At 48.9% G+C, this 26047-nt stretch carries 26 protein-coding genes; 14 read left to right on the forward strand and 12 right to left on the reverse strand.

Going from position 1 to position 26047, the window contains the following annotated elements:
• The first annotated feature begins 16 nt into the window (after window positions 1-16).
• Window positions 17-1579, forward strand: coding sequence for an ASKHA domain-containing protein (locus H8705_RS07325; protein WP_262395180.1), 1563 nt, complete (start codon window positions 17-19; stop codon window positions 1577-1579).
• 74 nt (window positions 1580-1653) lie between these two features.
• On the opposite strand, the gene H8705_RS07330 is transcribed toward H8705_RS07325, so the two are convergent.
• The 4 genes from H8705_RS07330 to H8705_RS07345 are packed head-to-tail and all read right to left on the reverse strand — an operon-like array spanning window position 1654 to window position 4188.
• The gene (locus H8705_RS07330; RefSeq protein WP_262395181.1) at window positions 1654-2796 is read right to left on the reverse strand and encodes an AI-2E family transporter; all 1143 of its coding nucleotides are present in this window, start codon (window positions 2794-2796) and stop codon (window positions 1654-1656) included.
• Window positions 2797-2815: 19 nt separating this feature from the next.
• On the reverse strand, window positions 2816-3706 hold the full coding sequence (locus tag H8705_RS07335) for a DMT family transporter (protein ID WP_262395182.1): 891 nt from the start codon (window positions 3704-3706) through the stop codon (window positions 2816-2818).
• 14 nt (window positions 3707-3720) lie between these two features.
• Window positions 3721-3918, reverse strand: a complete 198-nt coding sequence (locus H8705_RS07340) for a hypothetical protein (protein WP_262395183.1) — start codon at window positions 3916-3918, stop codon at window positions 3721-3723.
• Between the two features lie 33 nt (window positions 3919-3951).
• The gene (locus H8705_RS07345; RefSeq protein WP_262395184.1) at window positions 3952-4188 is read right to left on the reverse strand and encodes a hypothetical protein; all 237 of its coding nucleotides are present in this window, start codon (window positions 4186-4188) and stop codon (window positions 3952-3954) included.
• A 301-nt stretch (window positions 4189-4489) separates the two neighbouring features.
• Between H8705_RS07345 and H8705_RS07350 the strand changes: the two genes are divergently transcribed.
• Window positions 4490-5086 (forward strand): FUSC family protein, encoded by a 597-nt coding sequence (locus H8705_RS07350; RefSeq protein ID WP_262395185.1) that lies wholly within the window; start codon window positions 4490-4492, stop codon window positions 5084-5086.
• Window positions 5087-5492: 406 nt separating this feature from the next.
• On the forward strand, window positions 5493-5954 hold the full coding sequence (locus H8705_RS07355; RefSeq protein ID WP_262395186.1) for a hypothetical protein: 462 nt from the start codon (window positions 5493-5495) through the stop codon (window positions 5952-5954).
• A 90-nt stretch (window positions 5955-6044) separates the two neighbouring features.
• Here H8705_RS07355 and H8705_RS07360 read toward each other — a convergent pair whose 3' ends face one another.
• Window positions 6045-8219, reverse strand: coding sequence for a sodium-translocating pyrophosphatase (locus H8705_RS07360; RefSeq protein WP_262395187.1), 2175 nt, complete (start codon window positions 8217-8219; stop codon window positions 6045-6047).
• A gap of 765 nt (window positions 8220-8984) precedes the next feature.
• Between H8705_RS07360 and H8705_RS07365 the strand changes: the two genes are divergently transcribed.
• Window positions 8985-10277 (forward strand): MATE family efflux transporter, encoded by a 1293-nt coding sequence (locus H8705_RS07365; protein ID WP_262395247.1) that lies wholly within the window; start codon window positions 8985-8987, stop codon window positions 10275-10277.
• A 49-nt stretch (window positions 10278-10326) separates the two neighbouring features.
• Here the strand turns inward: H8705_RS07365 and H8705_RS07370 are convergent, their stop codons facing one another.
• From H8705_RS07370 to H8705_RS07385, 4 genes are all read right to left on the reverse strand, one after another.
• A complete protein-coding gene (locus H8705_RS07370; RefSeq protein ID WP_262395188.1) occupies window positions 10327-10710 on the reverse strand; it encodes a desulfoferrodoxin family protein in 384 nt (127 codons plus the stop codon).
• A gap of 96 nt (window positions 10711-10806) precedes the next feature.
• Entirely contained in the window at window positions 10807-11562 is a 756-nt protein-coding gene (locus tag H8705_RS07375; RefSeq protein WP_262395189.1) for an SIS domain-containing protein, read from the reverse strand.
• 54 nt (window positions 11563-11616) lie between these two features.
• Window positions 11617-12375, reverse strand: coding sequence for an amidohydrolase family protein (locus H8705_RS07380; RefSeq protein WP_262395190.1), 759 nt, complete (start codon window positions 12373-12375; stop codon window positions 11617-11619).
• The gene (locus tag H8705_RS07385) at window positions 12372-13133 is read right to left on the reverse strand and encodes an amidohydrolase family protein (protein WP_262395191.1); all 762 of its coding nucleotides are present in this window, start codon (window positions 13131-13133) and stop codon (window positions 12372-12374) included. The genes H8705_RS07380 and H8705_RS07385 overlap by 4 nt, the downstream gene beginning before the upstream one ends.
• A 215-nt stretch (window positions 13134-13348) precedes the next feature.
• Here H8705_RS07385 and H8705_RS07390 point away from each other — a divergent pair, with 215 nt between their 5' ends.
• The 8 genes from H8705_RS07390 to nagA all read left to right on the forward strand — a co-directional run bounded on the left by H8705_RS07390 (window position 13349) and on the right by nagA (window position 22189).
• On the forward strand, window positions 13349-14395 hold the full coding sequence (locus H8705_RS07390) for a LacI family DNA-binding transcriptional regulator (RefSeq protein ID WP_262395192.1): 1047 nt from the start codon (window positions 13349-13351) through the stop codon (window positions 14393-14395).
• A gap of 17 nt (window positions 14396-14412) precedes the next feature.
• Window positions 14413-15201 carry a glucosamine-6-phosphate deaminase gene (locus tag H8705_RS07395; protein WP_262395193.1) on the forward strand — a complete coding sequence of 263 codons (789 nt, stop codon included), beginning with the start codon at window positions 14413-14415 and terminating at the stop codon, window positions 15199-15201.
• Window positions 15202-15386: 185 nt separating this feature from the next.
• A complete protein-coding gene (locus tag H8705_RS07400) occupies window positions 15387-16730 on the forward strand; it encodes an ABC transporter substrate-binding protein (protein ID WP_262395194.1) in 1344 nt (447 codons plus the stop codon).
• Window positions 16731-16889: 159 nt separating this feature from the next.
• On the forward strand, window positions 16890-17771 hold the full coding sequence (locus tag H8705_RS07405; RefSeq protein WP_262395195.1) for a carbohydrate ABC transporter permease: 882 nt from the start codon (window positions 16890-16892) through the stop codon (window positions 17769-17771).
• A gap of 21 nt (window positions 17772-17792) precedes the next feature.
• Window positions 17793-18638 (forward strand): carbohydrate ABC transporter permease, encoded by an 846-nt coding sequence (locus H8705_RS07410; protein WP_262395196.1) that lies wholly within the window; start codon window positions 17793-17795, stop codon window positions 18636-18638.
• Between the two features lie 59 nt (window positions 18639-18697).
• Window positions 18698-19729 carry an alpha/beta hydrolase gene (locus tag H8705_RS07415; protein ID WP_262395197.1) on the forward strand — a complete coding sequence of 344 codons (1032 nt, stop codon included), beginning with the start codon at window positions 18698-18700 and terminating at the stop codon, window positions 19727-19729.
• Window positions 19730-19742: 13 nt separating this feature from the next.
• Window positions 19743-21014 carry an AGE family epimerase/isomerase gene (locus tag H8705_RS07420; protein WP_262395198.1) on the forward strand — a complete coding sequence of 424 codons (1272 nt, stop codon included), beginning with the start codon at window positions 19743-19745 and terminating at the stop codon, window positions 21012-21014.
• Window positions 21011-22189 carry an N-acetylglucosamine-6-phosphate deacetylase gene (gene nagA / locus H8705_RS07425; protein WP_262395199.1) on the forward strand — a complete coding sequence of 393 codons (1179 nt, stop codon included), beginning with the start codon at window positions 21011-21013 and terminating at the stop codon, window positions 22187-22189. The genes H8705_RS07420 and nagA overlap by 4 nt, the downstream gene beginning before the upstream one ends.
• Before the next feature lie 146 nt (window positions 22190-22335).
• Here the strand turns inward: nagA and H8705_RS07430 are convergent, their stop codons facing one another.
• The 3 genes from H8705_RS07430 to H8705_RS07440 are packed head-to-tail and all read right to left on the reverse strand — an operon-like array spanning window position 22336 to window position 25212.
• Entirely contained in the window at window positions 22336-23001 is a 666-nt protein-coding gene (locus tag H8705_RS07430) for a DUF6320 domain-containing protein (protein WP_262395200.1), read from the reverse strand.
• A complete protein-coding gene (locus H8705_RS07435; RefSeq protein ID WP_262395201.1) occupies window positions 22998-24287 on the reverse strand; it encodes a hypothetical protein in 1290 nt (429 codons plus the stop codon). Before H8705_RS07435 ends, H8705_RS07430 begins: the two co-directional genes overlap by 4 nt.
• Entirely contained in the window at window positions 24280-25212 is a 933-nt protein-coding gene (locus H8705_RS07440; protein ID WP_392392078.1) for an alpha/beta hydrolase, read from the reverse strand. Before H8705_RS07440 ends, H8705_RS07435 begins: the two co-directional genes overlap by 8 nt.
• Window positions 25213-25518: 306 nt before the next feature.
• Between H8705_RS07440 and H8705_RS07445 the strand changes: the two genes are divergently transcribed.
• Window positions 25519-25701, forward strand: coding sequence for a hypothetical protein (locus H8705_RS07445; protein ID WP_262395203.1), 183 nt, complete (start codon window positions 25519-25521; stop codon window positions 25699-25701).
• Entirely contained in the window at window positions 25685-25873 is a 189-nt protein-coding gene (locus tag H8705_RS07450) for a ferredoxin (RefSeq protein ID WP_262395204.1), read from the forward strand. Before H8705_RS07445 ends, H8705_RS07450 begins: the two co-directional genes overlap by 17 nt.
• The last annotated feature ends 174 nt before the right edge of the window (window positions 25874-26047 follow it).

Raw genomic sequence — 26047 nt, forward strand, 5'->3', positions numbered from 1 at the left:
GAAAAGGGGAAGCAGTATGCCTACCATGAGCCTGTATATGGGAAAGGAGCATTGTTCTTTTTCCTTTGAAGCGCCCGCTTTGATCTCCCAGGAGCTTCAGGAGCGGGGGGTTGGGTTCGCCCTGCCCTGCGGGGGAAACCGCACCTGTAAAAAATGCCGAGTCACTGCTTATGGGGAGCTTTCTCCCCTTTCTTTGGAGGAAAGGGAAGCCTTTTCCCCCGCAGAACTGGAACAGAATCTGCGCCTTGCCTGCTGTACGGTGGCTCTGGGCGACTGTACGGTAGTGCTTCCCAAAGGGACAAGCTTTTTTGCGGATACCTTTGAGGAGCTTCCCTCTGTCGGCGACGCCTCCCCTTTCGGCAGCCAGGGAGTTGCCGCCGCTGTGGATATCGGAACCACTACTATCGCCGTTTATCTTGTAGATTTAACCGATTCTCATATTATCGCCCGGTTGGGGGAGGAAAACCAACAGAAATGTTTTGGCGCGGATGTGATCTCCCGGATTGCCTGCGCTCAGGAAAAACCCGGTCCGCTGCAAAAAACGGTCTGCTCCCAGCTGGACAGGATGATCGGCCTTCTCCTTGCTCAAACAAACATCCCCAAGCAAGCGGTAAAGGGAATGGCCATTACCGGAAATACCACTATGCTTCATCTTTTATGCGGTCTGGACGCCAGCGGTATTGCCGCCGCCCCCTTTGTTCCCCAAAGCCTATTTGGGGTCATGTACAGTGCCCGCGAGCTTTTTCGCAGCCTTCCCGCCTCTTGCCCGGTGTACCTGTGTCCCTGCGTCAGCGCATATGCGGGCGCGGATTTGGTTTGTGCCGCTCTGTCCTGTAAAATGGAGGAAAACTCCCTGGTGGTGGATATCGGAACCAATGGAGAAATGGCTCTTTTTCGGGAAGGCCGGCTGCTGTGCGCGGCGGCGGCGGCTGGTCCCGCCTTTGAAGGGGCGGGCCTTTCCATGGGAATGCCCGCCAAAAATGGGGCGGTAAAAGAAGTTTCCTATCAGGACGGCAGGCTTTCCTATCAGGTGGTGGGCGCTGGTCCGGCACAGGGAATTTGCGGCACCGGGGCTGTGGACGCTTTGGCGTTCTTGCTGGAGCAGGGGGCTCTGGATGAAACCGGTCTGCTGTTAGAGGAGGGGCATCCTTTTTCCCCTTTGATCCGTAAAACAAAAGAGGACACCGCTTTCCTGTTGGGAGACAGCGGCGTTATGATAACCCAGCGGGACATCCGCCAGCTTCAATTGGCAAAAGCCGCGATCGCCGCCGGGATTGATACCTTGCTCTACCGCGGCGGCTGTCAGCCCCAGGACATCACCTCTGTTTATATCGCCGGCGGATTTGGAAGCTGGCTCAATCCGTATACCGCCGGAAAAATTGGCCTTTTGCCCCCAAGCTTAATCGACCGATGCCAGTCCGTGGGAAACGCCGCGGGGGCCGGGGCCTGCCTGTGCGCATTGTCGGAAACTTTTTTGGTCCAGGCCCAGACCCTTGCCCAAACTGCCCAGGAGGTTTCCCTTTCCCAAGATCCTTATTTTATGGAGCAGTATATTCACAGGATGCTCTTTTATGCGTAAGCAATCCAAAAGCCCTGCGGAAATTTTCCCGCAAGGCTTTTTGGCCGCTGTAAAGCTTCTCTTCATGCGCGCTTTTATACTTCTTTTTCCGGTTCGGGCGATTGCCGGGACGGAGCGCGCTGATAAACCGCCTCCCGTATCAGCCGATAAATGACAGCAAATACCGGGGTTCCCAAAATCATGCCCAATACTCCGAAAAGGCCTCCGCCTACCGTAACGGAAAACAGCACCCATAAGGGCGGCAGCCCCACCGATTCTCCAATGATCTTCGGGGCGATAATATTGCCGTCGACCTGTTGGACAATAACCACAAATAAAATGTACCACACCGCTTTGAGCGGATCGATCATAAGGATAATGAAAAATCCGGGAACCGCCCCAATAAACGGACCGAAAAACGGGATCACATTGGTAATTCCCATGACTACGCCGATAAGCATAGCATACGGGAATTGTAAAATTGATAATCCAATAACACTGACCACCCCGATAATCAAAGCGTCGGTAATCTGGCCGGTCACATATTTCCCAAAGGTTTCCACAATCACCCTGCTTATACGGGAGGTTTGGCGCGCCGCCGGCTGGGGCAGAAATGCCCGGTTGATCATGGAAACTTGGTTCACCAGCTTTTCTTTGCTCAGCAGAAGATAAATCGAAACGATCATCGCAATCATAGTATCCATCACTCCGCCGCTGACAGAGATCACCAAATTTATCATCCGGGGCATGGCGTCGATAATAAACTGCAGCACCCATTCCACCGCCTTGTTGAGCTGTTCCATCAGCTGTTCCCAAATCTGCGGCTGGATATTCAGTTTTGTGATCAGATCTTCCACCATCTTCTGCAGGGAATTGAGATAGGAGGGCACGTTATTGGCTAAGGTAACAATACTCGTGGCCAATTGGGGGATTACTACCACCAACAAAACAGAGATCCCAATAATTAAAATCAGATAGGTGGACACTAAGGAAATCGGCCGTTTAAACTTAGCCGCCCGGGGATATTTTTCCCACACTGGCCGGTACAGCTTTTCTTCAAAAGCGCACAGCAGGTAATTGAGCACAAAGGCAATTACCATTCCTAAAATAAAGGGCATAAACAAACTCAAACCGGCCTTAATAGTTTTCGCCAGGGCGTCCAGGTTGGTAAGCCCTAAATAGAGCAGTACTGTAAAGGCGGATACCAATAGATAACCTTTGATTTTACTTTTGTCCAAAATTTCACATCCCTGCAATTTATGATACATCCGCGGTCTTGCTCTGCTTCTGGGCCAGGTATACGCCCAAAAGAATCAGCGCCGCGCCTAAAATCGAGTAAAGGGTAACCACTTCATGAAGCACGATCACCGAAGCGATCATTGTTACTAAAGGATTAAAATAGATAAAGTTATTGGCCTTTACCGCTCCCAGTTTATCCACTACAATATACCATGTGACATAACATAGAGAGGAAGCGATCAGCCCTAAAAACAGCAGGTTTAGATAAACCACCGGCTGACGCAAAACCTGAAAAGAGACCAGTTTTCCATCAATGGCAATACAGGGGAGCATCGTAAGGATGGAATAGAAAAAAATCTTGCGAGTCATATACAGATAGCTGTGTTCCTGATGAATATTGCGTATAATCAGCGTATAAAACACCCAGCTAAATGCGGCGCCCAGCGCCAGCAGATCCCCCAGCGGATTTAATTTTAAGATAAAATTGCCGTTGAACACTACCAGACAAATCCCCGCCATAGCCACCAAAAAGCCAAGCACAATATTGCGGGTGAGCTTTTCATCCCCTGCTAAATGGGCGGTGATCGACGTTAAAATAGGAACGGCGGCAAGCAGCAGGCTCACATTGGAGGCCTGAGTATAGCTGACGGCATAATTTTCCGCTAGAAAGTACAAGGTGCTCCCGCATAAAGCCGCGCCTAAAATAAGTATTTCCTGGCGCAGACTGGCTGGTTTATGAAACTTTGGATAGAATATCCAAAGAGCAATATAAGCAATCACATATCGGCTGAGCATAATCTGTACCGGGGTCATATAGGCCAGCAGTACCTTGCTGGAGACAAAAGTAGTTCCCCAGATGGCAATTGTGATCAGCGCCAAAGCGGCATAACGTTTTTCTGCGGTGTTCATAGGTTCTCTGTCCTTTACTGGGAAGCGACGTACTGCGACTGGGAATCGGCCGAACCGAAGTTTTCCCAAAATCCCTTATCGTCTGTGACCTCCCGCACCTGAAAAAACAATAGTAATCCAAGGATGACAGCCGCGGCGATCACTGCCAGGAGGATCACAGACTTTACTGGTTTTTTCTTTTTTGGCGGGATTCCCTGAAAATAATCATTCATAATTGTATTCCTTTAATCTGCAGGAGCGGAAGATCAGCCGTCCTTTTGCTGCACTATCATCCGATAAAAAATATATACATAAGAGCCAATAGCTACTATCCAAAGCAAAGGCGCCAGTTTTTTTAACTTTTTGGAACAATAAATTCCAATCAAAGCGCCGATGGACAGAAGGCACGTTTTAAATACTGCTACGTCAGCCACATTGAATTGCTTCCATCTTTCCATACCCCAATTGACAAATCGTTTGCAGGCACACATACAGTTTTCCATAAAAGCACCTCCATTATTAAAGCGGCGGTTTCCTGTGCGGTCTGTTTTTATTTTACCATAGGAGTTATATTTTTGCACGTTAATTTTTTCGGGGGCGGCGGGAAAACGCTTTGGGTTTTAGGGCGCGGCTGCAAAGGGGGCGGCCTGGTTTCGCCAGTCGGCCGGCTGCAGCCCCATAAAACAATGTTTATCGGCTCTTAACTATGCCCGATAAAGGCAGTTTCTTTCGTTATGTTACCGCTTTTAAAGCGCATACTAAAAGAAAAAGTTTTTTCTCCCCATAATAGAAAAGGAGTTTTGTATGAAGAGTTTTCATCCGGAATATCTAAAACCCGGGATGCGCAACTTAAAAACCGCCATTGCCATCCTGCTGTGTCTGCTTTTATTTCAGGCGTTCGGCGGAGATCCGGGAATTGCCTGCATCGCGGCCTTGATTTCTATGCAGGGCAGTGTAGAGGCTTCCCTGATCCAGGGAAAACATCGGATTATCGGTACAATTATCGGGGGTGTTATGGGAGGAGTATTAATCAATCTCTTTTATTTTATACAAAATCCCTATCTCTGTATCCTGATTATAGCCTCCGGCGTCAGTCTGCTGATCTGGGTCTGCAATTTGATCGGCCAGCAGCCTTGTATTGTGATCGGGTGTGTAGTTTATTTTGTCATCGTCCTGGGTAATACGGATATCAGCCCCTGGGCGTACGCTTTTTTCCGTACCAGCGACACCTGTATCGGCATCCTGATCGCTGTAGCGGTAAATGCCGCCATCCCAGTAAAACAAAAAAATAAAAGGAGAATCCCTTCGCTTTTACGGGCGTCCCCTTTTCTTGGCATTCGGCGGGACGGGGCGCCTTCTCCGTTATTGGGAAAGGCGCGCTTTGCCCCGGCGCGGCTATAAAAAAATCCCCGCAAAAACAAGTTTTTGCCCCCGGACATCCTCCGGAAATGGTTTCGCTTTTGGCGAAACCATGGGGATGTTCTTTGCAGCCTGCGCCCCAAACGCAACGCGTTTTCCCGCCTGCGGCGGCGGCAAATCTCTGATTTGCCCAGGCGCGGCTATAAAAAAACCCGCAAAAACAAGGTTTTGCGCCCGGACCTAATAAGAATACCTGCCATTCGAGAGCAGATGCACTTGCCAACGGCGGGCGAAGCCCATTTATCTTGACCGTTAACAAGGGCGGCCGGCTTTACTATTCTCTGTAACAACTCAAACAAAAGCGGTAGAAAAATTTATATACGAATGATATAATTTTAGCTGTAGCAGACACCGATAAATCAGTTTGGTTAGGGAAGGAAGAAAGCTAATGTTAACAAAACCGATTTATGGCTGGAGTGATTTTCATCTCGAAGGTACTTCTACATACGGATTGAGTTATATTGATGATATAGCGTTTGAATGGGTGGACCAGGCAATAAATGGGCTTGAAACGATGTTGCCTTTTTGTGTAAAAGGATTTTTAGAACCCAATCGCTTTTTGTGTACTGTAAGTTATTGGAATTGTCATATTGTATGTGAAGATGAAGAACGTTACCCTTTAAATAAAGAGGATGTAATAAATGAATTTTCTCATACAAGTATGTTGCAATTTTGCCAATATCTTTATGACGATATCAGTCAGAATATAAATGAGTGGGTTTCATTTATTGATTATGAAGATATAGATGTTGCAAAAAGAAATAAAGATCTTGCCCAAAAACTGGTACGTCTAAAAAAGCTAATTGCTGAACGAGAAGAGTGGTTTCGTAAAAACCGATGTTTTCTCTAAAAGATAGTTTTTAATTTTCAAAAAGGGTTTAGGATATTCTCAATAAGCAAAAACCCCCGGCAAAACGCTCGTTTTGCCGGGGGTTTTTTATTATTTCAGTAAGGAACTCAAAATCTCTAACAGGTTATATTTGCTGAAGATGGAAACCGCAACCAAGGATACCACCGACATAATTTTAATCAAAATATCCAAAGAGGGTCCGACCGTATCTTTCAGCGGATCTCCTACCGTATCGCCAACGACCGCGGCGTCATGAGCGGGAGAGCCTTTTTTCTGTCCGGCAACGGCGCCGGATTCTATGTATTTTTTAGCGTTGTCCCAAGCGCCGCCTGCGTTGCCGGTAAAGATCGCCAGCATAATAGCGGAGATTGTAGCGCCCAGCAGCGCGCCGCCTACAAAATACGGTCCGAACAGGAACCCTGTGGCCAGCGGGAACAAAATGGACATCATCGCCGGAATTTTCATCTCCCGCAAAGCGCCTTGAGAGGAAATTTCAATACAGGTTTTATAATCCGGTTTTGCCTTGCCTTCCAGCAGACCGGGAATATCATGGAACTGACGGCGTACTTCTGCCACCATTCTGCGGGCAGCCTTCGCTACCGCTTCAATCAACATGCCGGAGAACAGATAAGGCAGCGCCGCGCCTACTAAAGCGCCCGCCAAAGTCAAGGGATTGATCAGGTTCAGGATGATATCCTGATCGGGCGGAGTAAAGGAGTACAGATAAGAAACCATCAAAGATAACGTCGCCAAGGATGCGGAACCGATAGCAAAGCCTTTTCCTATAGCGGCGGTAGTATTTCCTACGGAATCCAGCTTGTCAGTGATCTCACGCACTTGGGGGTCCAGTTCGGACATTTCCGCAATACCGCCGGCGTTGTCCGAAATCGGCCCATAGGTGTCTACAGATACCGTAGCGGATACAAAGGACAGCATCCCGATAGCCGCCATCGCCACACCGTACATGCCGGCGAAATAATAAGCCAGCACCGTGGCTAAACCTAAAATGATCAAAGGAGCCATGCAGGATTTCATTCCCACTGCCATACCCTGGGTAATGGTAAGCGCCGCCCCTTCTTCCGAAGCGCTGGCGATCAGCTGTGTGGGTTTATAATCATAGCTGGTGTAATATTCCGCAATCAAGCCAATAACAATACCAGCGATTACGCCTACCGCAGCGGAAATCCAAGGAGAAATCATGCCATATTTAAAGGAAAGGCCTTCAAAGCTCTGGCCGTTGAAGAAACTCCAGGTAAGCGCCAGACCAAACACCAAAGTCAGGCCGGCGGAAATCCAGGTAGCGCCGTTCAGTTCACCATGAGGATTATCGTCGGACACCTTTTTAAAAATCAGCCAGGCAATACCGATCACACAAGCCAGCAGTCCGCCGGCGGCAAAAGCAAGGGGATATAAAAACATCTTTTGCAGCACCTCGGAGGTCATTCCAGTATTGCTGGCCTGGGAGCTGAGGAAGAGAGATACCGCCAGCACAACTGCGGAAACGATCGCGCTTACATAGCTTTCCAGCAAATCGGAACCCAAGCCGGCCACGTCGCCTACGTTATCTCCCACGTTGTCGGCAATGGTCGCCGGGTTTCTCGGATCGTCCTCTGGAATGTGGGCTTCGGTTTTACCTACAAGGTCCGCGCCCATGTCCGCCGCTTTGGTATAAATCCCGCCGCCGACACGGTTAAACATAGCGATAATCGAGCATCCCAAAGCATACCCGGAAAGAGTCATAGTAAAGGGAACAAAGGAAATCCCCAGCCAGTTGGTATAGGAAACAATATTTTCCAAAGAAAGCTGTCCTAAAAGCCTTCCGAAGATCAGATAAACCAGGCACAGTCCAAACAGGGCAAATCCGCCCACGCACAGTCCCATAACGCTGCCGCCCTGGAAAGCCACTTTCAGGGTCTTGCCCAATTTCTTGGTGGTACGGGCGGTATTGGAGACACGTACATTAGCGTAGGTGGCAATCTTCATCCCCACATACCCGGCCAAGGCGCTCATGCTGGCGCCGATCAAAAAGGCTGCTGCCGGCTGCCAAGCCACAAAAAAGGCCAGCGCCGCAGCGATTGCCAACGCCACGATGGAAATAATTTTGTACTCGTAATTGATGAAAGCATTGGCTCCAGTCCGAATAGCAGACGCAATTTCCTGCATACGGTCGGTACCCTCGTCAAGTTTGCGCACCACCATAAAGTTAAACGCCGCAAATCCCAGCGCAATAATGGAGGCGGGGCATACAAATGCCATTATTGTCATTTCAAAAACACCCTTTCAAATATCATCCGCGTATCCCAGAGGCGCCCGGATCCCCCATCCGGCGCAAGAGCAGAATACACAATCCACGCTCAAATAAAACAAAACGAAACGAAAAAATTACGCCATAGGGTACCCCCTTCTTCCGAATACAATTATTTAAAAAAAGCGACGTCTGGCTGACGTCGCTTCACAGGCAAATTTGATTGTCTTTCACATGCGCGCAGCAGTGTTTTCGTTGAACAAGCGTTGATTTTCAATTTTTAAAAATAAGAAATATTCACAAAATTTTTACAATAGTTAAAATTTTGTCAAGATTTTGATAATAAGTACAAGTCAAAAAGCTTATTTTTAAGGGGGTTTAGGGAAAATATTCTATTGGTTTTTTCCTAAAACGAAAGCGTAACCGCTTTCTAAAATATTTCCAACTTCTCCCTCATTTTACATTATACAAAAATATATTTTTCTGTCAATGGTTTTTTGAAATATTTTTGTTTTTGAAAGAAGTTTTTTATCCTTCTTGTGTTCTCAGCGCAAACACACTATAATGAATTAAAAGGCAGCCGCGCGCTTTTCATCCGCCCGGCCCGGGTGGTTTTTTGAAGGGCAAGCCTCCGTTATTGTACCGTAATCCAGCTCTCCAAAACGCGTCGGCCCTTTTTTACCGCAAATAACATACCAGGAAAGGAGATCGCCTTGAACACAGTATCTAATCCAGCTTTCGATTTAAAATCATTCTACAAAACGGTGTTTTCCCTGGTCTTTCCTATGGCCCTGCAAAACCTGATCAACGTAGCCGTCACCTCGGCCGACGTGATTATGCTGGGCAGGGTGGGGGAAACCGTACTGTCCGCCTCCTCCCTGGCGGGGCAGGTCCTGTACATTCTGACGTTGGTGTTTTACGGACTGACTTCCGGGGCGATGATTCTCACCGCCCAATATTGGGGAAAGCGGGATGTGCGCACCATTGAAAAACTCATGGGTATCTCCATGCGAATCGCTCTGACCGCATCCCTGATTTTCATGTTCGCCGCTTTGCTTTTCCCCGGTTTAATCATGCGGATTTTTACCAACGACGAAGCGGTTATCGCCGAAGGAATTCAATATCTGCGCATTGTCGCCCTTTCCTATCCCTTTATCGCCGTTACCATGGTATACCTCAACATTATGCGCAGCGTGGAGCGGGTAGTGGTTTCCACCGTCGTATATTCCATCTCCCTGCTGATCAATATCGCCTTGAACGGGGTTTTGATTTTCGGACTTTTGGGGTTCCCGGCGCTGGGAATCCAAGGCGCGGCCATCGCTACTGTAATTGCCCGTGTGGCGGAAGTGGGCATGGTGTTTATTTACGATAAAAAGTTCAATCGTGTAGTAAAAGTACAGCTGTCCGATCTGTTTTTGCGGGAAAAACTGCTCTTCCGGGACTATCTCACGTATACCGTTCCCGTAACCATGAACGAAATCCTTTGGGGGCTGGCCATGTCTATGAACAGTGTGATCATTGGTCATCTGGGCAGTTCTGTGGTCGCCGCCAATTCGGTAGCCCAGGTCACCCGTCAGCTGGCTACGGTAGTGGCTTTCGGCATTGCCAACGCCGCGGCTGTGATGATTGGAAAGGCCATCGGGGAAAACAACTTCGAGTGCGCCAGGCTGTTCGCCCGGCATATGATCTACCTCTCCCTGGTGTTTGGGGCCATCGGGTCGGTGGTGGTGCTGATCGTGCGCCCAATCGCCATCGCCAGCCTGAACCTCACCCCTTTGGCGCAGGAGTATCTGTCCGCGATGATGTATGTAATGTGTTATTTTGTTTTCCTGCAAAGCTATAACACCACCCTGATCGTAGGGGTGTTCCGCGCCGGCGGGGACGCGAAATTCGGCCTGTTCGTGGATATCGCCACTATGTGGGGCGGCTCGGTGCTGCTGGGTTCTTTGTGCGCTTTTGTGCTGAAATGGAGCATCCCGGCGGTATATGTAGTGCTGTTGTGTGATGAAATTCTGCGCACTCCCCTGACCACCTGGCGGTATCGGGGCTTGTCTTGGCTGCGAAACGTCACTCGGTAAATGCTATATCAACCGCCCCGGGCAAATTTTGCCCGGGGCGGTTTTTTCCTTAAATCTTCGTTTTCCAAAGCCCATGCAGGTTGCACCAGGCATACGCCTCCAAAGGTTCGTCCCCGCCGCAGACGGTAAAGCATGCTTCCGGCAGCTGATGAGATTCCAGCTGTTTTATTTGTCCTCCCTGGCGGGTAGCTAGATAGATCCACTGGATGCTGTGTTCTTCACTCATAGGGTGGCTGACGCTTCCCACCTGCACATGAATTTTGTCCCCCTCTTTTTTTACCACCGGCAGATGTTTTTCCGAGGCTCCCTCGCTGGTATTCGCCTCCAGCCGCGTCATCGGTTCGCCGCAGCAGCTCATCTCCTTTTCTCCTCCCTGCAGGAGCACTGCCAGATTTTCACAATGTTTGCTTTTATAAAATATCGGCTTGCACATATAATTTGCCTCCTAAAAATAAATTTTCCATTAGTTTTCCCAGAAACGGCTGAAAAAACAGCGGGCGATCCTTTCGCCCGCTGTTTGATTAAAAAATTATAAGTAACGTATTTTCCCTCTAAAGCGATCAAAGAATTTTTGATTCCATTCATCGCCGCCGGAAGCGTTTCCGCTTTTCCAAAGAGGCGGGTCCATCCCCTCGGCCGCCAGTTTTTCCACCACCTGAATCACAATCGACTGAAGGGTAAAGGAATTAGCGAAGGTGGATAAGGCCCCTGTAGGCTGGCTGGCCCCTTCCACCTGAACCAAAGCGTCGCCTACCGGTATTTTAGTGTCCACATGATAATCCACCACTTCATGGAGGTTCTTTTTGCTGGGATGACGGGCCGGATGCTCTTTCGGGGTGTTTTGCGCATGTTCCACTGAGCTGATGCCAATCACCTTGGCTCCCAGGCGTCTGGCCTCCAGCGCCGCGTCGATCGTGGCTGAATTGATCCCATAGGAATTGGCCACAATCAGCAGATCCCCTTCCCCAATGTCATTGCTATTAACCACCGCCGCCCCATAGCCAGGCAGCCGTTCAATTTTGGTGGAACGCTCGGCCCCGTTGGAGAGCAGGGTCCCCTCGTCTAAAATAGCGCTGAAATAAGCGATGCCTCCCGCCCGGTAAAACACCTCCATCGCCGCCATATTGGAGTGACCTCCCGGTCCCCAGATGTACACCAGTTTGTCCTTTTTAATCTGGTCGGCGATCACCTGGGCCGCTTTGTCCATATGTTCTTTCTCCTCGTCCATAATCCGCTTCATATATCCGCAGACCGAACGATAATACCCTTCTACATAATTTGACATGTTATTGTCTCCTCCTTTTCACCGGTTTTTCCCGGTCATTTTACCGCATAAATCTCAGCGAAACGCTTTGCAAAGCAGCTCCCGCAGGTTTTCTCCGGCAATTTGTTCTTTTTCCCGTTGGGAAATATCCGACATTTCCACCACAGCCGCTGCGGCGCCAGCACTGTAAAGGGGAAGTCCGCTTCCGAACAGCAGACGCTGGGCGCCAAAGTTTTTGCAGTATGCCTCCAGCCCTAAAAACCCTTTTAGCCCGGAGGTTTCCAAATAGATATTGGGGCATTTTTCCATAAGAGGATACAGCCACCGATCCGCCCGATAGTTCAGATTGGTAAGCAGGAGAGGAAGTTTTGGATTTTCCCTGCCCAAGGCATAGATCTGTTCCCAGGGAAGCTCCCCCATATCCAGCGCCAGCGGTATATGACAGCCGGCCAACACATCCAGCAGCTCCCCGCTCACCCAGCGGGCAAGGGAAAAATGATGTTTTCCCGGAGATGGGAACGCTTTTACCATTTTGACTCCGGCCTCTTTCATCCCGTCCGCCAGCGCTTGCCCCCGGGGGAACTCCCCCGTGTGCCCCGGCAGTACCACCCATACCGGATGAAATCGGGAGTTTTCACGGCAGAAGTTCACTATTCTCTCATTTCCCGACGACGGATGAAACGCCACAGCGCCAACATGAAAGGCCATCGCCTGCTCTATTCCGCATCGGTCCATCACTGCCAGCAGCTCCTGCGGGCGGTAAATGCTGTATTCCTCCAGGGAATTTGGCCGTCCTATCATCACATTGCAGTCAAAATAAGAAAGCCCGCTCATAACTTCACCCCCGCCTGCTTTAAAATATCCAGAGCGTTTAAAAAGAGAATTTTCTCCTTTTGCGCGTCGGCCAGGCGGCTGTAAACAATCCGCCCGACAGCATGCTTCGCATCATAGAAGGGGATGTCGCTCCCAAAGAGAATCTGCTGCGCCCCCACCTGGTCAACCATCCACTCCAACATTCCTTCCATCATGTAAGAGCTGGTGAGGTCCAGCATCAAATTAGGCACTCCCTTAGCTGCCTCCACCGCTTCCCGGTAGGCGTCCGGCCCACCGCAATGCCCCATTAAGAAGATCATATGTGGGTAACGCAGCGCGATTTTTCGGCTTTCCATCGCCTCTTTTCCTCCCCAGATATGCGCCAGTACCGGACATCCCATTTTGTCGGCAAACTCAAATACCGGCTGACATTTAGACGCCAGGATACTGTAACTGTTGTTCTGAGGGTGAAGCTTGAGCCCTACCACCCCCTTCTTTCCCCAGCAGGCGGCAAGCTGCTCGCGCATATCCTCCGAATAGTGGGGGTTGATCCCCACATACCCGTACAGCCTTCCCGGAAAAGAGGCAATTTCCTCCAGCATCCGCTGGTTGCCGTAGGAGGTTTCTCCGGTAATGGCGGACAGGTGGGAGACCACCATTTTATCAATTCCGCACCGATCCATGTCGGCTACAATATCCCGCGTGGTGTGAGCAGGGGTGCTGAAGTTAAACCATTTTCCCAGGTGTCCGTGTAGGTCCACAATTTTGGGCTTATTCATTGGGGTTGCCTCCAGACTTAATAAGTAATCGTTTACTTTAAAATATCATTCAAATCCGCCAAAGTCAAGGAATTTCATTGAATTTACTGTACATTTTTCCACTAAATCTTTGTGAAAAATAGAAAAATTGCTCTTTTTTAATTGCATTAAGAAAATTGCCATGCTATACTTGGAACGGAATTACAGATTACGTTTACTATAGAGGAGCGAGTAAATTGGCAAAAAAAACCCGGGGCGTTACCATCCCCGATATCGCAAAAGCCGCCGGCGTCTCCACCGCTACTGTTTCCCGCGTTCTCAACGGCGTGGATTATCCCGTGCGCCCCGAGTTGAAAGAGCGGGTGCTGGAGGTCGCCAAGGATTTAAATTATACCCCTAATATCTTCGGCAGAATGTTAAAAGGGGGAAAGAGCAACGATATCGGGATTATTATCCCTACCCTGACCAACCCCTTTTATGCCCAGGTGGTTTCGGGAATCGAGCGGGAATGCCGCAAACGGGGATATAACCCTATCTTCTGCAGCAGTTACAGCGACCCGGAAAAAGAACGGGAATTTATTCACCTGCTCATGCAAAAACGGGTGGAAGGGATGCTGATCTCCACCATCAATCAGGACAGCACCTTTTTAAAAAATGTGCTCAAGCAGCAAAGCAATATCGTGCTTTTTGACCAGCAGACGGAGGACCTTCCCTGCGACAATATCTCCTTTGATTTCTTCGAGGGGGGAAAATTGGCCGCCAATTACCTGATTGAAAACGGACACCGGGATATCGCTTTTTTGACCTTATCTTTTGTGCGCAAAAGCCGCCAGTCGATTTACGACGGGATCAAAGCGGCCATGAAAAGCCACGGACTTTCCCTAACGAAGGAGCGCACCTTTATTCTTTCCATCAAAAACGAATATGAGGACAGCATCGATGAGTTTGAAAATGGACGGATGCTGGCCCGGCAGTTCATTGAAGCCAACTGTCCCGCCTCGGCGATTATCGCTATCAACGATATTACCGCCTTTGGCATTATCCGCGAAATGAGCGATCACGGAGTGGATATCCCAGGGGATATTTCCATTATCGGCTTTGACAACATCAGCACCTCCGCTATGATTAACCCGCCGCTGACCACCATCAACCAGCCTTCCTTCGAGACCGGACGGCTGGCAGCCCGGGTTTTGATTGAAAAAATCGAACAGGAAATTGACATGAATTCCAACCTGCTGCTGAAACCGTCGGTGGTGGAGCGGAAATCAGTTAAAAGAATTTAAAACAAGGAGTGTTGTGTATGACGCAGAGATTTTCCGTAGACAAATTGGCGGTGAGTCTCTATGCTAACCGACAGGAGATGGGTAAACAAGCCGCCAAAGAAGCCGGAGATTACCTCCGGCAGGCGTTGGAAATAAAAGACAGGCTGAATATTGTATTTGCGGCCGCGCCCTCGCAAACGGAGTTTCTAGACTGCCTGTCCAAGGAGCCGGGGATCGACTGGGGCCGTATTTACGGGTTCCATATGGATGAGTACATCGGGCTCCCCACAGGTTCTACCCGGTCGTTTTCCTACTTTTTAAAAACCAATATTTTTGAAAAGGCGCCGTTTGCCGGCGTGAATTATATCAACGGAGCCGCGCCAGACCCCCAGGCGGAATGCGAACGCTATGGAGATCTTCTCAAAGAAGACGGGATTGATATTGTGTTTATGGGGATCGGGGAGAACGGACATATCGCTTTTAACGATCCTGGAGTCGCCAAGTTTCACGATCAAAAGGTAGTAAAGACTGTTCAGCTGGATGAAATTTGCCGCCATCAGCAGGTAAACGACAAGTGTTTTCCCACTTTGGAGGATGTTCCCAAGGAAGCGATCACTCTGACGGTCCCCACTCTGTTGAGTGCAAAAAAGCTGTTTTGTATTGTTCCTTCCGCCACGAAGGCCAAGGCAGTGCGGGATACTTTGGAGGGCCCTGTGAGCGAGTCCTGCCCGGCGTCGATTTTGCGTATCCATGAGGACGCTTCTCTTTACCTAGAAAAAGACAGCGCCCGTCTGCTTACTCAAACGCTTTCAAAAGTTTGTATTTAAAAGGAAATATTTTTTACAAAAAATAGTAAAGGTTTACTATTTTCGCCGACATGTTTCGACCTTCTTCGGGAGGGCGCCCGTACACCCCAAAAAGTAAACCTTTACTTATCAAAATAGGTCGAAAATGGCCGAAAGGCTGTTTAAAATATTCAAAAAAGTAATAAAGCAATTAAGGAGGATGAACCATGAAAAGAATATCTTGGCTTGCTCTGCTGGTATGTATTATGATGATCGTCACATCCTGTGGCACATCCAATCCGCCGGCCCAGACCCCGTCCAGCGACGCTCCCGTGTCTGGCGCGCCTGCCGAAGGCGAAACTCCCGCACCTTCTGCGGAAAAAATGACTGTTACTTACATGCAGTCCGGAATTAACGACGAAGCGGCCAAAGCTCTTGCCGCCAAGTTCAAAGAGGAACATGGGGTGGAAGTAGAAGTTGTCGCCTTTCCCTGGGATGTGCTTCGTCAGAACAACACCACGGATATCCTTTCCGGCAACCATCAGTACTCGGTAATGTCCGGCGGCGCTTATCTGGTGGATATCTTCTCCCATATGACTCCCCTTACCAGCTATATTGAAAAAGATGGCTTTGGCGAGGGATTGATTCCCGGCCTGATGGACAAAACCAATTATTATGAAGGCGAAGTAATCGGTATCCCTTACAACTTGGATGCGTATGGCATCGTTTACCGCAAGGATCTGTTTGAAGAATATGGCATCGCGCTTCCTACAACCTGGGCGGAATTTTACGATTGCTTAGAACAGCTCAAAGCCAAACTGCCGCCGGAAATCGCTCCTTACGCTTTTGCAGGCGGCGCCCCGGAGCAGGTAGGCAATCTGTTCCTGGCAAGATATGCGGGATATTATATTAATAGCGACGGCAATTATGAAATCGAAGAAGAAAAGGCTGCCAAGGCGATTGAGGACATTATTAAAACCTACAGCTACGGCCCCAATAACATTTCTTCTTTAAGCATTGATCAGGCAAACGCTCTGTTTCTGCAAGGCAATGCGGCTATGACCGAGTGCTGGCCGTCCTTCCTGTACGGCGCGGCGACAGATCCTTCTCAATCTTCGGTCGTTGGTAAATGGGGCATCGCCCCTTATCCCACCGACGGCGGCGTTCCCTTCCTGAGCTGCTGGAATATGTTCATCCCCAAGGAAATTGAGGATACTGACACCGCCTGGCAGTGGGTAAAAGAATTTGCCAGCGAAGAAAATGCACTGGACTTCTTCCTGGATTACAATATGGCCCCTATTTACTCCAGCGTTTATACCTCTCCGGAAGTGGTTGAAAAGTTCGGAGAAGGCGCTTTTGACGGCCATATGCAAAATGTAGCCAACGCTTTCGATTTCCCAATGAGCGGCGAGGGCCAGGATATTATCTGTCGTATTGTAGGCGATGCCCTTGTTGGAAAAATCACCTCCGCGCAGGCTGCTGCTCAAATCAATCAAAACCTGAGCTCCCTGACGGTAACTCCTCAGGTACTGGAATTGGCGGCCCGCGATCCCCGGTTTATTCAAAAATAAACTGCGCCTAACCCTCCAGTAAGTAAACCTGATGGCTTCGGGCCCGGCGCGGACGCGAACGCGTCCGTACCCGGCCTGCAAAGCAGGCCTGCCCCGCCGCCTGCGTGCGGCGGGCGCCGGGCCCTGTGCACCAAATCTGATTGAGAGAGGGCAACTATCATGCTTACAACCAAGAAAGACCGAAAATATCTTTGGCTGCTGGTAGCTCCAGCGCTGATTATCATTTTAGTGGCCCAGGCCTACCCGCTGATGTATTCCCTGGTTGTTAGTTTTCGGGAATGGGCGCTGGCCACTTCCGATGTCCCTTTAGGCTTTACTTTGGATAACTATGCCAAAGCGCTGACCAATCCAAATTTTTTGTATTCCTGTAAAATCAGTCTGCAATTTATGGTAAGAACCATTATAATTGAATTGGTCTGCGGTTTTTCGCTTGCTTATTTGTTTATCGGTTCTTCCAAAATTATTAAACTATGCCGCACGGTTGTTTTAATCCCTATGTCTATTGCGTCCGTTGTCTGTGGTAATATGTGGCGGATCTTTTTTGATACCAATACCGGAATGGTAAATTTAATGTTGTCGGCGGTGGGTATTCAAGGACCAAACTGGCTGGGCGATCCTAATTGGGCAATGACAGCGGCAATCATTTCTTCCATCTGGCAGTATGTCTCTTTTTCTTTTTTAATTTATACTGCCTCTATGACTTCAATCCCTGACGATTTAATAGAGGCGGCAAAGATTGACGGCGCTACCCGGCTTGGAATTATCCGCAAAATCTTTATTCCTATGACAATGCCCGCTACCCTGCTGATATTAATTTTCCGCATTATTGACTCATTTTTTGTATTTGACCAAATTTACACCTTGACTTTCGGCGGACCCGGCACCAGCACCCAGGTAGTATCTATGTATATTTATAACCAGGGGCTGAAGTATTACAATATCAGCTATGCTTCCGCATGTGCGTGGGTCGTAATGATATTGGCGTTTTTCATCTGCGGATTGCTTTTGCAATTTAAAAAGAGAGTGGAAAACAGCTTTTAACGAAAAGGGAGGCAAGGATTTATGAATGAAAAAAAATTCTCGGCCTACCAGATATTTCGGTGGCTGATAATTTTACTGGCGGTAGCGTTGGTAGTACTGCCCATATTATTCTTATTTTTTACCAGCGTAAAACCTCAAAGTGAACTTTATAACAACCCGAAAATTCTCCCCACACAATTTCTGTGGGACAATTATAAATCGATTTTTACCTTTGAAAGCTTAAACAGCGGTATCTTATTTTATCTTAAGAACACGATTATTGTGGCTTTGGTATCCACCCTGATTACTGTAGCCTTTGGTTCTATGTGCGCTTACGGTTTGAGCAGGCTAAGAAAAGGAAAGCTGATCGCTATAATAACTGCAGTAATTGTAGTGGTACGGTTTTATCCTAAAATTACTGTTATTTTGCCTTATTTTCTTTTAATGAAGAATTTGCATTTGCTGGATACATTAAGCGCCATCATCATCTCCCATATATCCATCGGCATTCCATTAACCGTTATGATGATGACCACCTTTTATAACGAGGTTCCCAAAGAAATGGAAGAGGCCAGCCGGGTAGACGGGGCTTCGGTACTCACCACCTATTTTAGAGTCGTAGTGCCCACCACCTTAAGCGGCATGGCGGCCACCGCGATACTGATGGTAATGACCTCATGGAATGAATTTCTTTTGGCGTCCGGTCTGGCTTCCAACCACGCCAAGACTTTTCCCATCGTTATCGCCGGCTTTGTTACTGACAAGGGTACCGACTGGGGCGGTATGGCGGCGCTTAGTATTGTCGCCATGGTCCCTATGGTATTGATTGTTTTGTTTACACAAAAATATTTAATTCGTGGACTGACCGCAGGCGCGGTAAAAGGATAGCTCCTGCCGCCGGCAGGGGCTATTGCCCTTTAACACAGTTTTAAGGAGGGACCCGCATTATGCAGTGGCCTCATTATTCTATCGGTTCACCGGGAGGGGAGATTAACCTTCCCTCCTTGCTCTTCCCTGGGGAGCGGTTATACGATTGGCAGGTAAAAAGAAAAGAGATCCTCTGCCGGGTAAAGCAGGTCCTTGGACAGTTTCCCCCGCCGTGTCCATTGCGGTGGGAAATCCTTTCCCAAAAAGAAGAGAACGGCGTTCTTATCCAGCGGATTTCCTATGACAGTTGCGATGGAGAAAAAGCTTCCGGCCACTTGTTGGTTTCCCCTAATGCCAAAGATAAAAAGGCGCCTGCTGTACTGGCTCTGCACCCTACGGATATTGATTATTCCCGTTCTTTGCTGCTTTCCCGTCCTGGTTCTGACGAGGACTACCCTTATGCTTTGGAACTTGCGAGGCGGGGCTTTGTTGTGCTCGCCCCAGATATTTGTACCTGTTGGCAATACCCCGACGCCAAGACGGTAGCTCAGGGATACAATACTCAATTTTTCATAGATAAACATCCCGCCTGGTCTATGATGGGACGGGCGGTATACGATCATCAGAAGGCCGTGGATCTTCTCTGTTCCCTGCCTTATGTAAATCAAGAGCGCATTGGCGTTCTGGGCCATTCCCTAGGAGGCACGAACGCTATGCTGCTGTCCGTTTTTGATGAACGGATCAAGGCCATCGCCGTCAGCTGCTGTTTTAGCAGTTTCTGCTGCCATCCCAATATCCGGGTTTGGTGCCGGGAAGAAGGTTTTTGCTATTTCCCGGCCTTGCGCAAAACTATTGACGAAGGTTATGTGCCCTTTGAGTGGTATGAGCTGATCGCGGCCGCCGCGCCGCGCCCGTTTTTCGTCTTTCAGGCGAAAAACGACGTTTGGTTCAAACGCTGGGACGGCGCGTCCCAGGGCGCGGCGCGGGCGGGCGAGGTTTACGCTTTATACGGGGCGGAGGAAAAGCTCCGCCTGGAGCTTTGGGACGGCCCCCACAGTTTTCCGCCCTCCGCCAGGCAGCGGGCTTACGGCTTTTTGGAAAACAGTCTATGAGGGAGGAGTACTTATGATAGCATACAAAAAGGAACTCTTGTTTTACCAGGAGCATCTAGTCCATAATCTGCTTGCCTTTTGGTCGCAGTCATACGATCCGGTACATGGCGGGATTTTTACCTGTTTTAATAATACTGGAGAGCAGCTGGTAAGCCGTGATAAGTACGTCTGGTCCCAAGGACGCATGGCCTGGGTATACTCCCGTATCGTTCAGGACATTGACCAGGGTCTTCTTCCAGAGCTCGAAAAATCTGAATATCTGGAAAAAGCCCGGCGCACCTGCTGTTTTCTGCGGGATCATGCTATCCTGCCGCCGGCGGATGGGGTATGCGCCTATCTGCTGACCGAGGAGGGACATAAAAAAGAAAGCATCCCCGGAAAAGGATATTACACCAGCTTTTTCGTGGACTGCTTTGTAATTTTAGGTTTTTGTGAGTATGCCCTGGCCTGCAAGGACGAAGAGTTTCTCACCCTGGCCCTTTCCCTTTATGACCGGTGTACCGCCCTGCTTGCCCAGGGAAAGATTGTAACCGAGCCTTACCCCATTGCCGAAGGGTTTGTTTCCCATGCGGTAGATATGATTTTAAGCTGTACTTCCAACCATCTTTGGCGGGCGTTAACCGCCGCGGGGCATCCCAGAGCGCAGGAAATAAATGAAAAAAGCCTTGCTCATGTAACACGGATTTTAAATGTGTTTTATTGGGAAGATTTTGGCGTCATCCAGGAATTAAAACCTCTTTCCCCCCAGCTCGAGGACACCTTTTCCGCCCGGCATATTATGCCTGGGCACGCGTTGGAATCCATGTGGTTCTGCCAGCATATTTTGGCTCAAAACCATCTGCCTGCGGATAAAAAAATTTTTACTGTATCCGCAAACAGTCTGTTCTTAGGATGGGATAAACAATACGGCGGATTATTGCGCTGTGTGGACGTAACAGGCGGCCCTCCCCGCGGGCGCCGGCTGGCGGGGGACCCTTATGAGAGCTTAATGGCGGATACCTGGGACAGCAAACTTTGGTGGCCTCATTCGGAAAGCTTGTATATGACGCTGCTTTGTTATACTCTTACGCAAGATCCCTTGTTTGAGGAGTACTATAATAAAACAGCCGCCTATGTAAAAGAAAAATTTATTAACCCCAATAAAGATGTTGGGGAGTGGATACAAATTCTTGACCGTCAGGGCCGGCCTATGGAAAAGGTCGTTGCTTTGCCGGTAAAGGATCCTTTCCATATTCTTCGCAACGTGCTTCTTCTTATTGAGCTGTTATCGGAGGAAATTGTATGATTACAGTAATAAAAAACGGAAAGCTTATCACCCCCTCCGGGGTGCTCAAAGACCATCTGCTGGTCATTGAGGACAGTAAAATTCTGGGGATTTATCCTAAAGAAAAGCTTCCCCAGAAATATTACAATGAGCCTGTCGTAGACGCTTTGGGGGAATATGTTTCCCCAGGATTTATTGATATCCATGTTCATGGGGGCGGCGGGGTGGAAGCCAGCGGCAGTTCGCCTTCACAAATTGTGAAAATGTGCGCGGCTCACGCCGGTTACGGCACTACCTCCCTGCTTCCCACCACCGTCACCAACCGGCTGGAAAATATTCAGCAAACCGTCTATGCTATCCGCGATGCCGCTCAGTTATGCCATGAATGTAATATCCTGGGCGCTCATCTGGAAGGACCGTATTTTTCTCCCGCCCAGTGCGGCGCCCAAAATCCGGATTTTATCATCCAACCAAAACCCGAGCAGTATCTGCCCCTGTTGGACAGCTGGGATGGAATAAAAATTGTCGGAGCCGCTCCGGAGATTGACGGCGCCCTGGAGCTGGGGCAGGAACTGCGCCGGCGGGGAATACTTGCCTCGGTGGCCCACTCAGACGCCACCTTTGAGCAGGTGGAGGAGGCTATGATTTACGGTTACAGCGATATTACCCATATTTATTCCGGCTGCTCCATGGTCCATCGCGTGAACGCTTACCGTATTGCTGGAATTGTGGAGGCGGGTCTTTGTTTAGAGGGCCTGACTGTCCAGGTAATCGCCGACGGCAAACATCTGCCCGCCTCCCTGTTGAAGCTGATTTATAAATGCAAAGGGCCCTCTCACATTTCCCTGATCACCGATGGATTATGCGCCGCGGCCACACAAATGGAAGAGGGCGCCGTCGTTCACCAGGACAACGGCCTGGATACGATCTATGACGACGGGGTTATGAAGATGATGGATAAACAGGCGTTTGCGGGAAGTGTGGCTACTATGAACCGGTTGGTATGCAATATGATCACCTTGGCCGGGGTGCCTCTGGCCGACGCGGTGACTATGGCTACCCTTACCCCAGCCAAAGTCATCGGGATGGACAAATGCAAAGGGAGTCTTTCTCCTGGCAAAGATGCGGATATTATCTTTTTTAACGAGGATATCCAGGTAAGTACAGTAATGGTTATGGGGCGCAAGGTAAAATAAAAGGTTCCCGCCCGGCCGCAGAACCGCGTTCAGCGCTCCCAAAATCCAGGCCCAGCGCCTCCCTTTCTCTTCTGTTTACACTCCCATAGACCCTCATAATGAAACGGCGGTTTTGAAGTAAAACAATCAAAACCGCCGTTTTTCTTTTATAAATGAAGTCTTCGTCTGAGTTCCGCCCGCATCCCGGCGCCTTCAAACACCAAAAGGGCAGTGAGGCAGATCAGGCTTACCGCGACACAGAACAAGGAAGGATAGTCCACCTGCACAATCCCAGCCAATATAAAAACAGCCGGAATAATTCCAAACAAAATAAAGATGCAGCAATAAATAAGATATGTGTTTTCCGGCATTTTCATCACCTTAGCCAAAATAGGCAGCGCGATCATAACCGCCATAAACAGGCAGGGAATGGCATATTCCACCGACCAGCCCCGCCAGCCGGTAAATTTATCCCATAAGACGCTTAATATCCCAACTACCACCGTCTGATAAAGTATATTTTTAAGAATACTGTGGCGTTTGCGCACAGCAATGAATAAAACAACCCAAAAACACGCGATTGCCGCCACTACAAATAGGGACCAGTACCCGCTTTGGGGAAGCATCCGGTTGATCACCAGACAGAGCAGCCCTGCGGCCACAGAACCCAAAATGAGCAGCTTAAAAAACAGGCTGTGCTGACGATAAATGGTCGGTACCAAGGGAAACACTTGCCGCGACGGGCCCAGCGCCGGCTGTACCGTCCCCTGACAAAGCGGGCAGCGCTGGGTATCCTCCCCAATAGACACGCCGCATTTTTTACAATATTTCATTTGCTTTCCCCTCCTGTGTAAATATGGTTGGAGACCACTTCTACCGGAATGCCCATATCTACAAACGTACGGAAAAACCTGCGCGGGATATCTGTACTCTGAAAGACCGAAGTGAAACTGAAATTCAGCTTGTTTTCAAACGAGCAGGCGCATGCCTGCATACTGGAAGTACTGGTAAACACATCAAACAGCCGGATATAAGGACACAGCTCTTTTGGCATATTCACCTTTCCTACGTTGGAAAGGGAAAAGGTAAACTGCCGGCGGTTCAAATCATGGGCCATTTTCATAAAAACATTTTTTAAAACCAGCGGCGTCACTCTGGCGAATATATTGTGTTCCAGCGCCGCTAAAGCATTCATCCGTTCCTGAAGGTATTCTTCATTGAGGTAAGTTTCAAAATATTCCTTTACCCGGGAGATAATCTCCTCCAGCTCCGGGGATTGGTTTTTAAAATCATAGCCTACGTTAAACACGCTGAAAAAATTCCTGGCGGATTGGGAACTGAAATATTTGCGCAGATTTACGGGTATGGTAACCACCACCGGACGTTTCCTTTCCCGAACGTTCATCTCTTCATAGATGGAGCGCATAATAACCGCTGTTAATAAGACAGTCAATGTTGTGTCGTATTCCCGGGCTTTTTCTAATAAAAGATCTACCGGCATTACCCCTTCAATAATCCGCAGGCGGTATTCCGGGTTTTTCGCCCCGTTTAGCCGAAAGGCTTTGGGCGCTTTTTTCTTGTTGTTTTTTTTCGTTTTGGGCCGGCCGGCGTAATACTTATCAAAACTGTCATCCATCTTCTGGAAAGCAGAGGCGTCATATTCCATTACCGGCGGATTTTCCGAGAACGCATCTGCGTGTTTTATCAGCAGATAATGGTATACCATTGCCTGTAAAAACAGCAGCGCCCCGGTGCCGTCGGTCAGGGCATGGTATACCTCCAGGTTGATTCGCCTATGAAAATATGTCACCTCAAAAAGCAAAGACCGGGAATCCTTATAAATCAGACCGCAAGGCGGATTTTCCTCTTGATGTACCAAAGGACGCACGGGCGTTTCTTCCAGGTAGTACCAAAACAGCCCTCGCTTTAATACGCATAAAAAATTTGGAAATTCCTCCAGGGTGTCCTGCAGCGCGCGCTGCAGCACATCTTCCTCCACCTCTTCGCAAAGCTCACAGGAGAACCGAAACACCTTTGGGTCCTGTTTGTTGCTGCTGGCTGGGAAAATCTTCGCGGCATTATCCAATTTTATCCAGCGTCTAGGCGTGAGTTTACTCACAGGTTTCCACCTCGCTTAAAAATTGGTTAATATATTGATAGCATCTCTTCACCTGCACAAATCTGGGAGGCAAAGAGAAAAAACCGTGCAGGGCGTCCCGGATACGGTGCAGCTCCACCTGGTTTCCATCCTTCATCAGCCGGTGGGCATACGCTTCCCCTTCATCCCGCAAAGGATCGTACTGCGCGGTGATAATCAATGTTTTTGGCTGGTCCTTCAAATTTTCTGACAGCAAAGGTGCGAAATAAGGGTCGGTCAAATCCTTGGGGGAGTTCATATATAGCTCCATATAATCCTGCACCCGTTTGGAAGTGAGCAGATAATCGGTACCGTTTTCCCGCACGGAAGGGAAGGGGGAATGTTCCGTATGATCGTTATAGGTAGCAGGATAAATAAGGATCTGACGCTCAGGGAAAAATTCCCCTTTATCCCGCGCCATTAAAGAGACTGCCGCGGCCAAGTTTGCCCCGGCGCTGTCTCCGATCAGCGTAATCTGCTCTGGCCGGATATGGAGAAGCCCGCTGTTTAAAAACAGTTCCTTTGCCACTTCATAACAATCCAGCAGTCCGTTGGGGTACCGATGTTCCGGCGCCAAACGGTAATCTACCGACACTACGATATGTTTTGTCAATTTGGCCATGGTGCGGCAAACTTTATTGTAGCTGTCGATATTCCCAATCACCCAGCCGCCGCCGTGGAAAAAAAGAAGAATTGGAAAATCGCGCAGGGTCTCGTCCGGAGAAAAAATTCTCACCGGAATTACATGGTCTCCCCGGGTTACCGTATGGTCCCATGTTTTGTAAAAAGGTTTAGTCACATCCATATGGGCCGCGTTTTCCAGCTGGCGGACAATTTTATAATTATTTTTAATATCGATGTCCGCATAGGAAAGGGTCTTAAGCGCCGCGCGCATATATTTGTTAATCGCCATAAGGCACCTCAGTTCTCTTAATGTAACAGGCGGCCCCGCCTATTATTGTTTATTCTTTCAAATCCTTGTCTTATACCTCTCAGATTTACCTCCGCCCCCGGCGGAAAACCCTTCGGGGTTTTGGACGCTGGCTGCAAAATGTATCCTGCGGTTTCGCTTTTGCGAAACCCGCTCCGGACAGTGTCCGGGGCAAAACAACGTTTTGCGGATACATTTTATTATACCATATCTCCCATATAAAAGTAATCCCGCTATGAATATTTTCCTTTTCTCAAGCCATCCTACGAAAGAGGTGATCTCATGTCGCTAGAAGATATTTTATCCAGCCCGGAAATGTGCCGGTATTTTGAAAACCTCCCCCATGATGTACAGACGAAACTGTATTCCCGCGGGGATGAAATTCATTCATCCAATGATTTATACATGCTGGGGGAAAAGTTTATCGCTTCAAAAGGAGATGATAATTATGAAGGCTTCTATTGACCGCGAGGGCTGTATTGCCTGTGGACAGTGCGTAGAAATTTGTCCGGAAGTATTCGCACAGGATGAGGATGGTATCGCTTATGTCCATCAAGACGTCCCTGCCGAGGCGGAGGAAGGCGCCGTTACCGCCCAGGAAAGCTGCCCGGTTTCTGTTATTACTGTAAACGATTAAAAAAAGAAGGCTCTCTTTGAACTAGAATCAAAAAGAGCCTTCTTTTTTTAAGATCAGAACGGTTTTTCGGCGCGCCCGCCAAAAAACGCACAGCCATTTCACAAGAGGGTCTATAAAAAAAATAAAAAGCCCTTCTGTTAAAATATAAAAACCTGCATACAATAACACTGTTTC

Origin of the sequence: Youxingia wuxianensis, from assembly GCF_014385085.1 — a bacterium.
Taxonomy (GTDB): Bacteria; Bacillota; Clostridia; order Oscillospirales; family Ruminococcaceae; genus Youxingia; species Youxingia wuxianensis.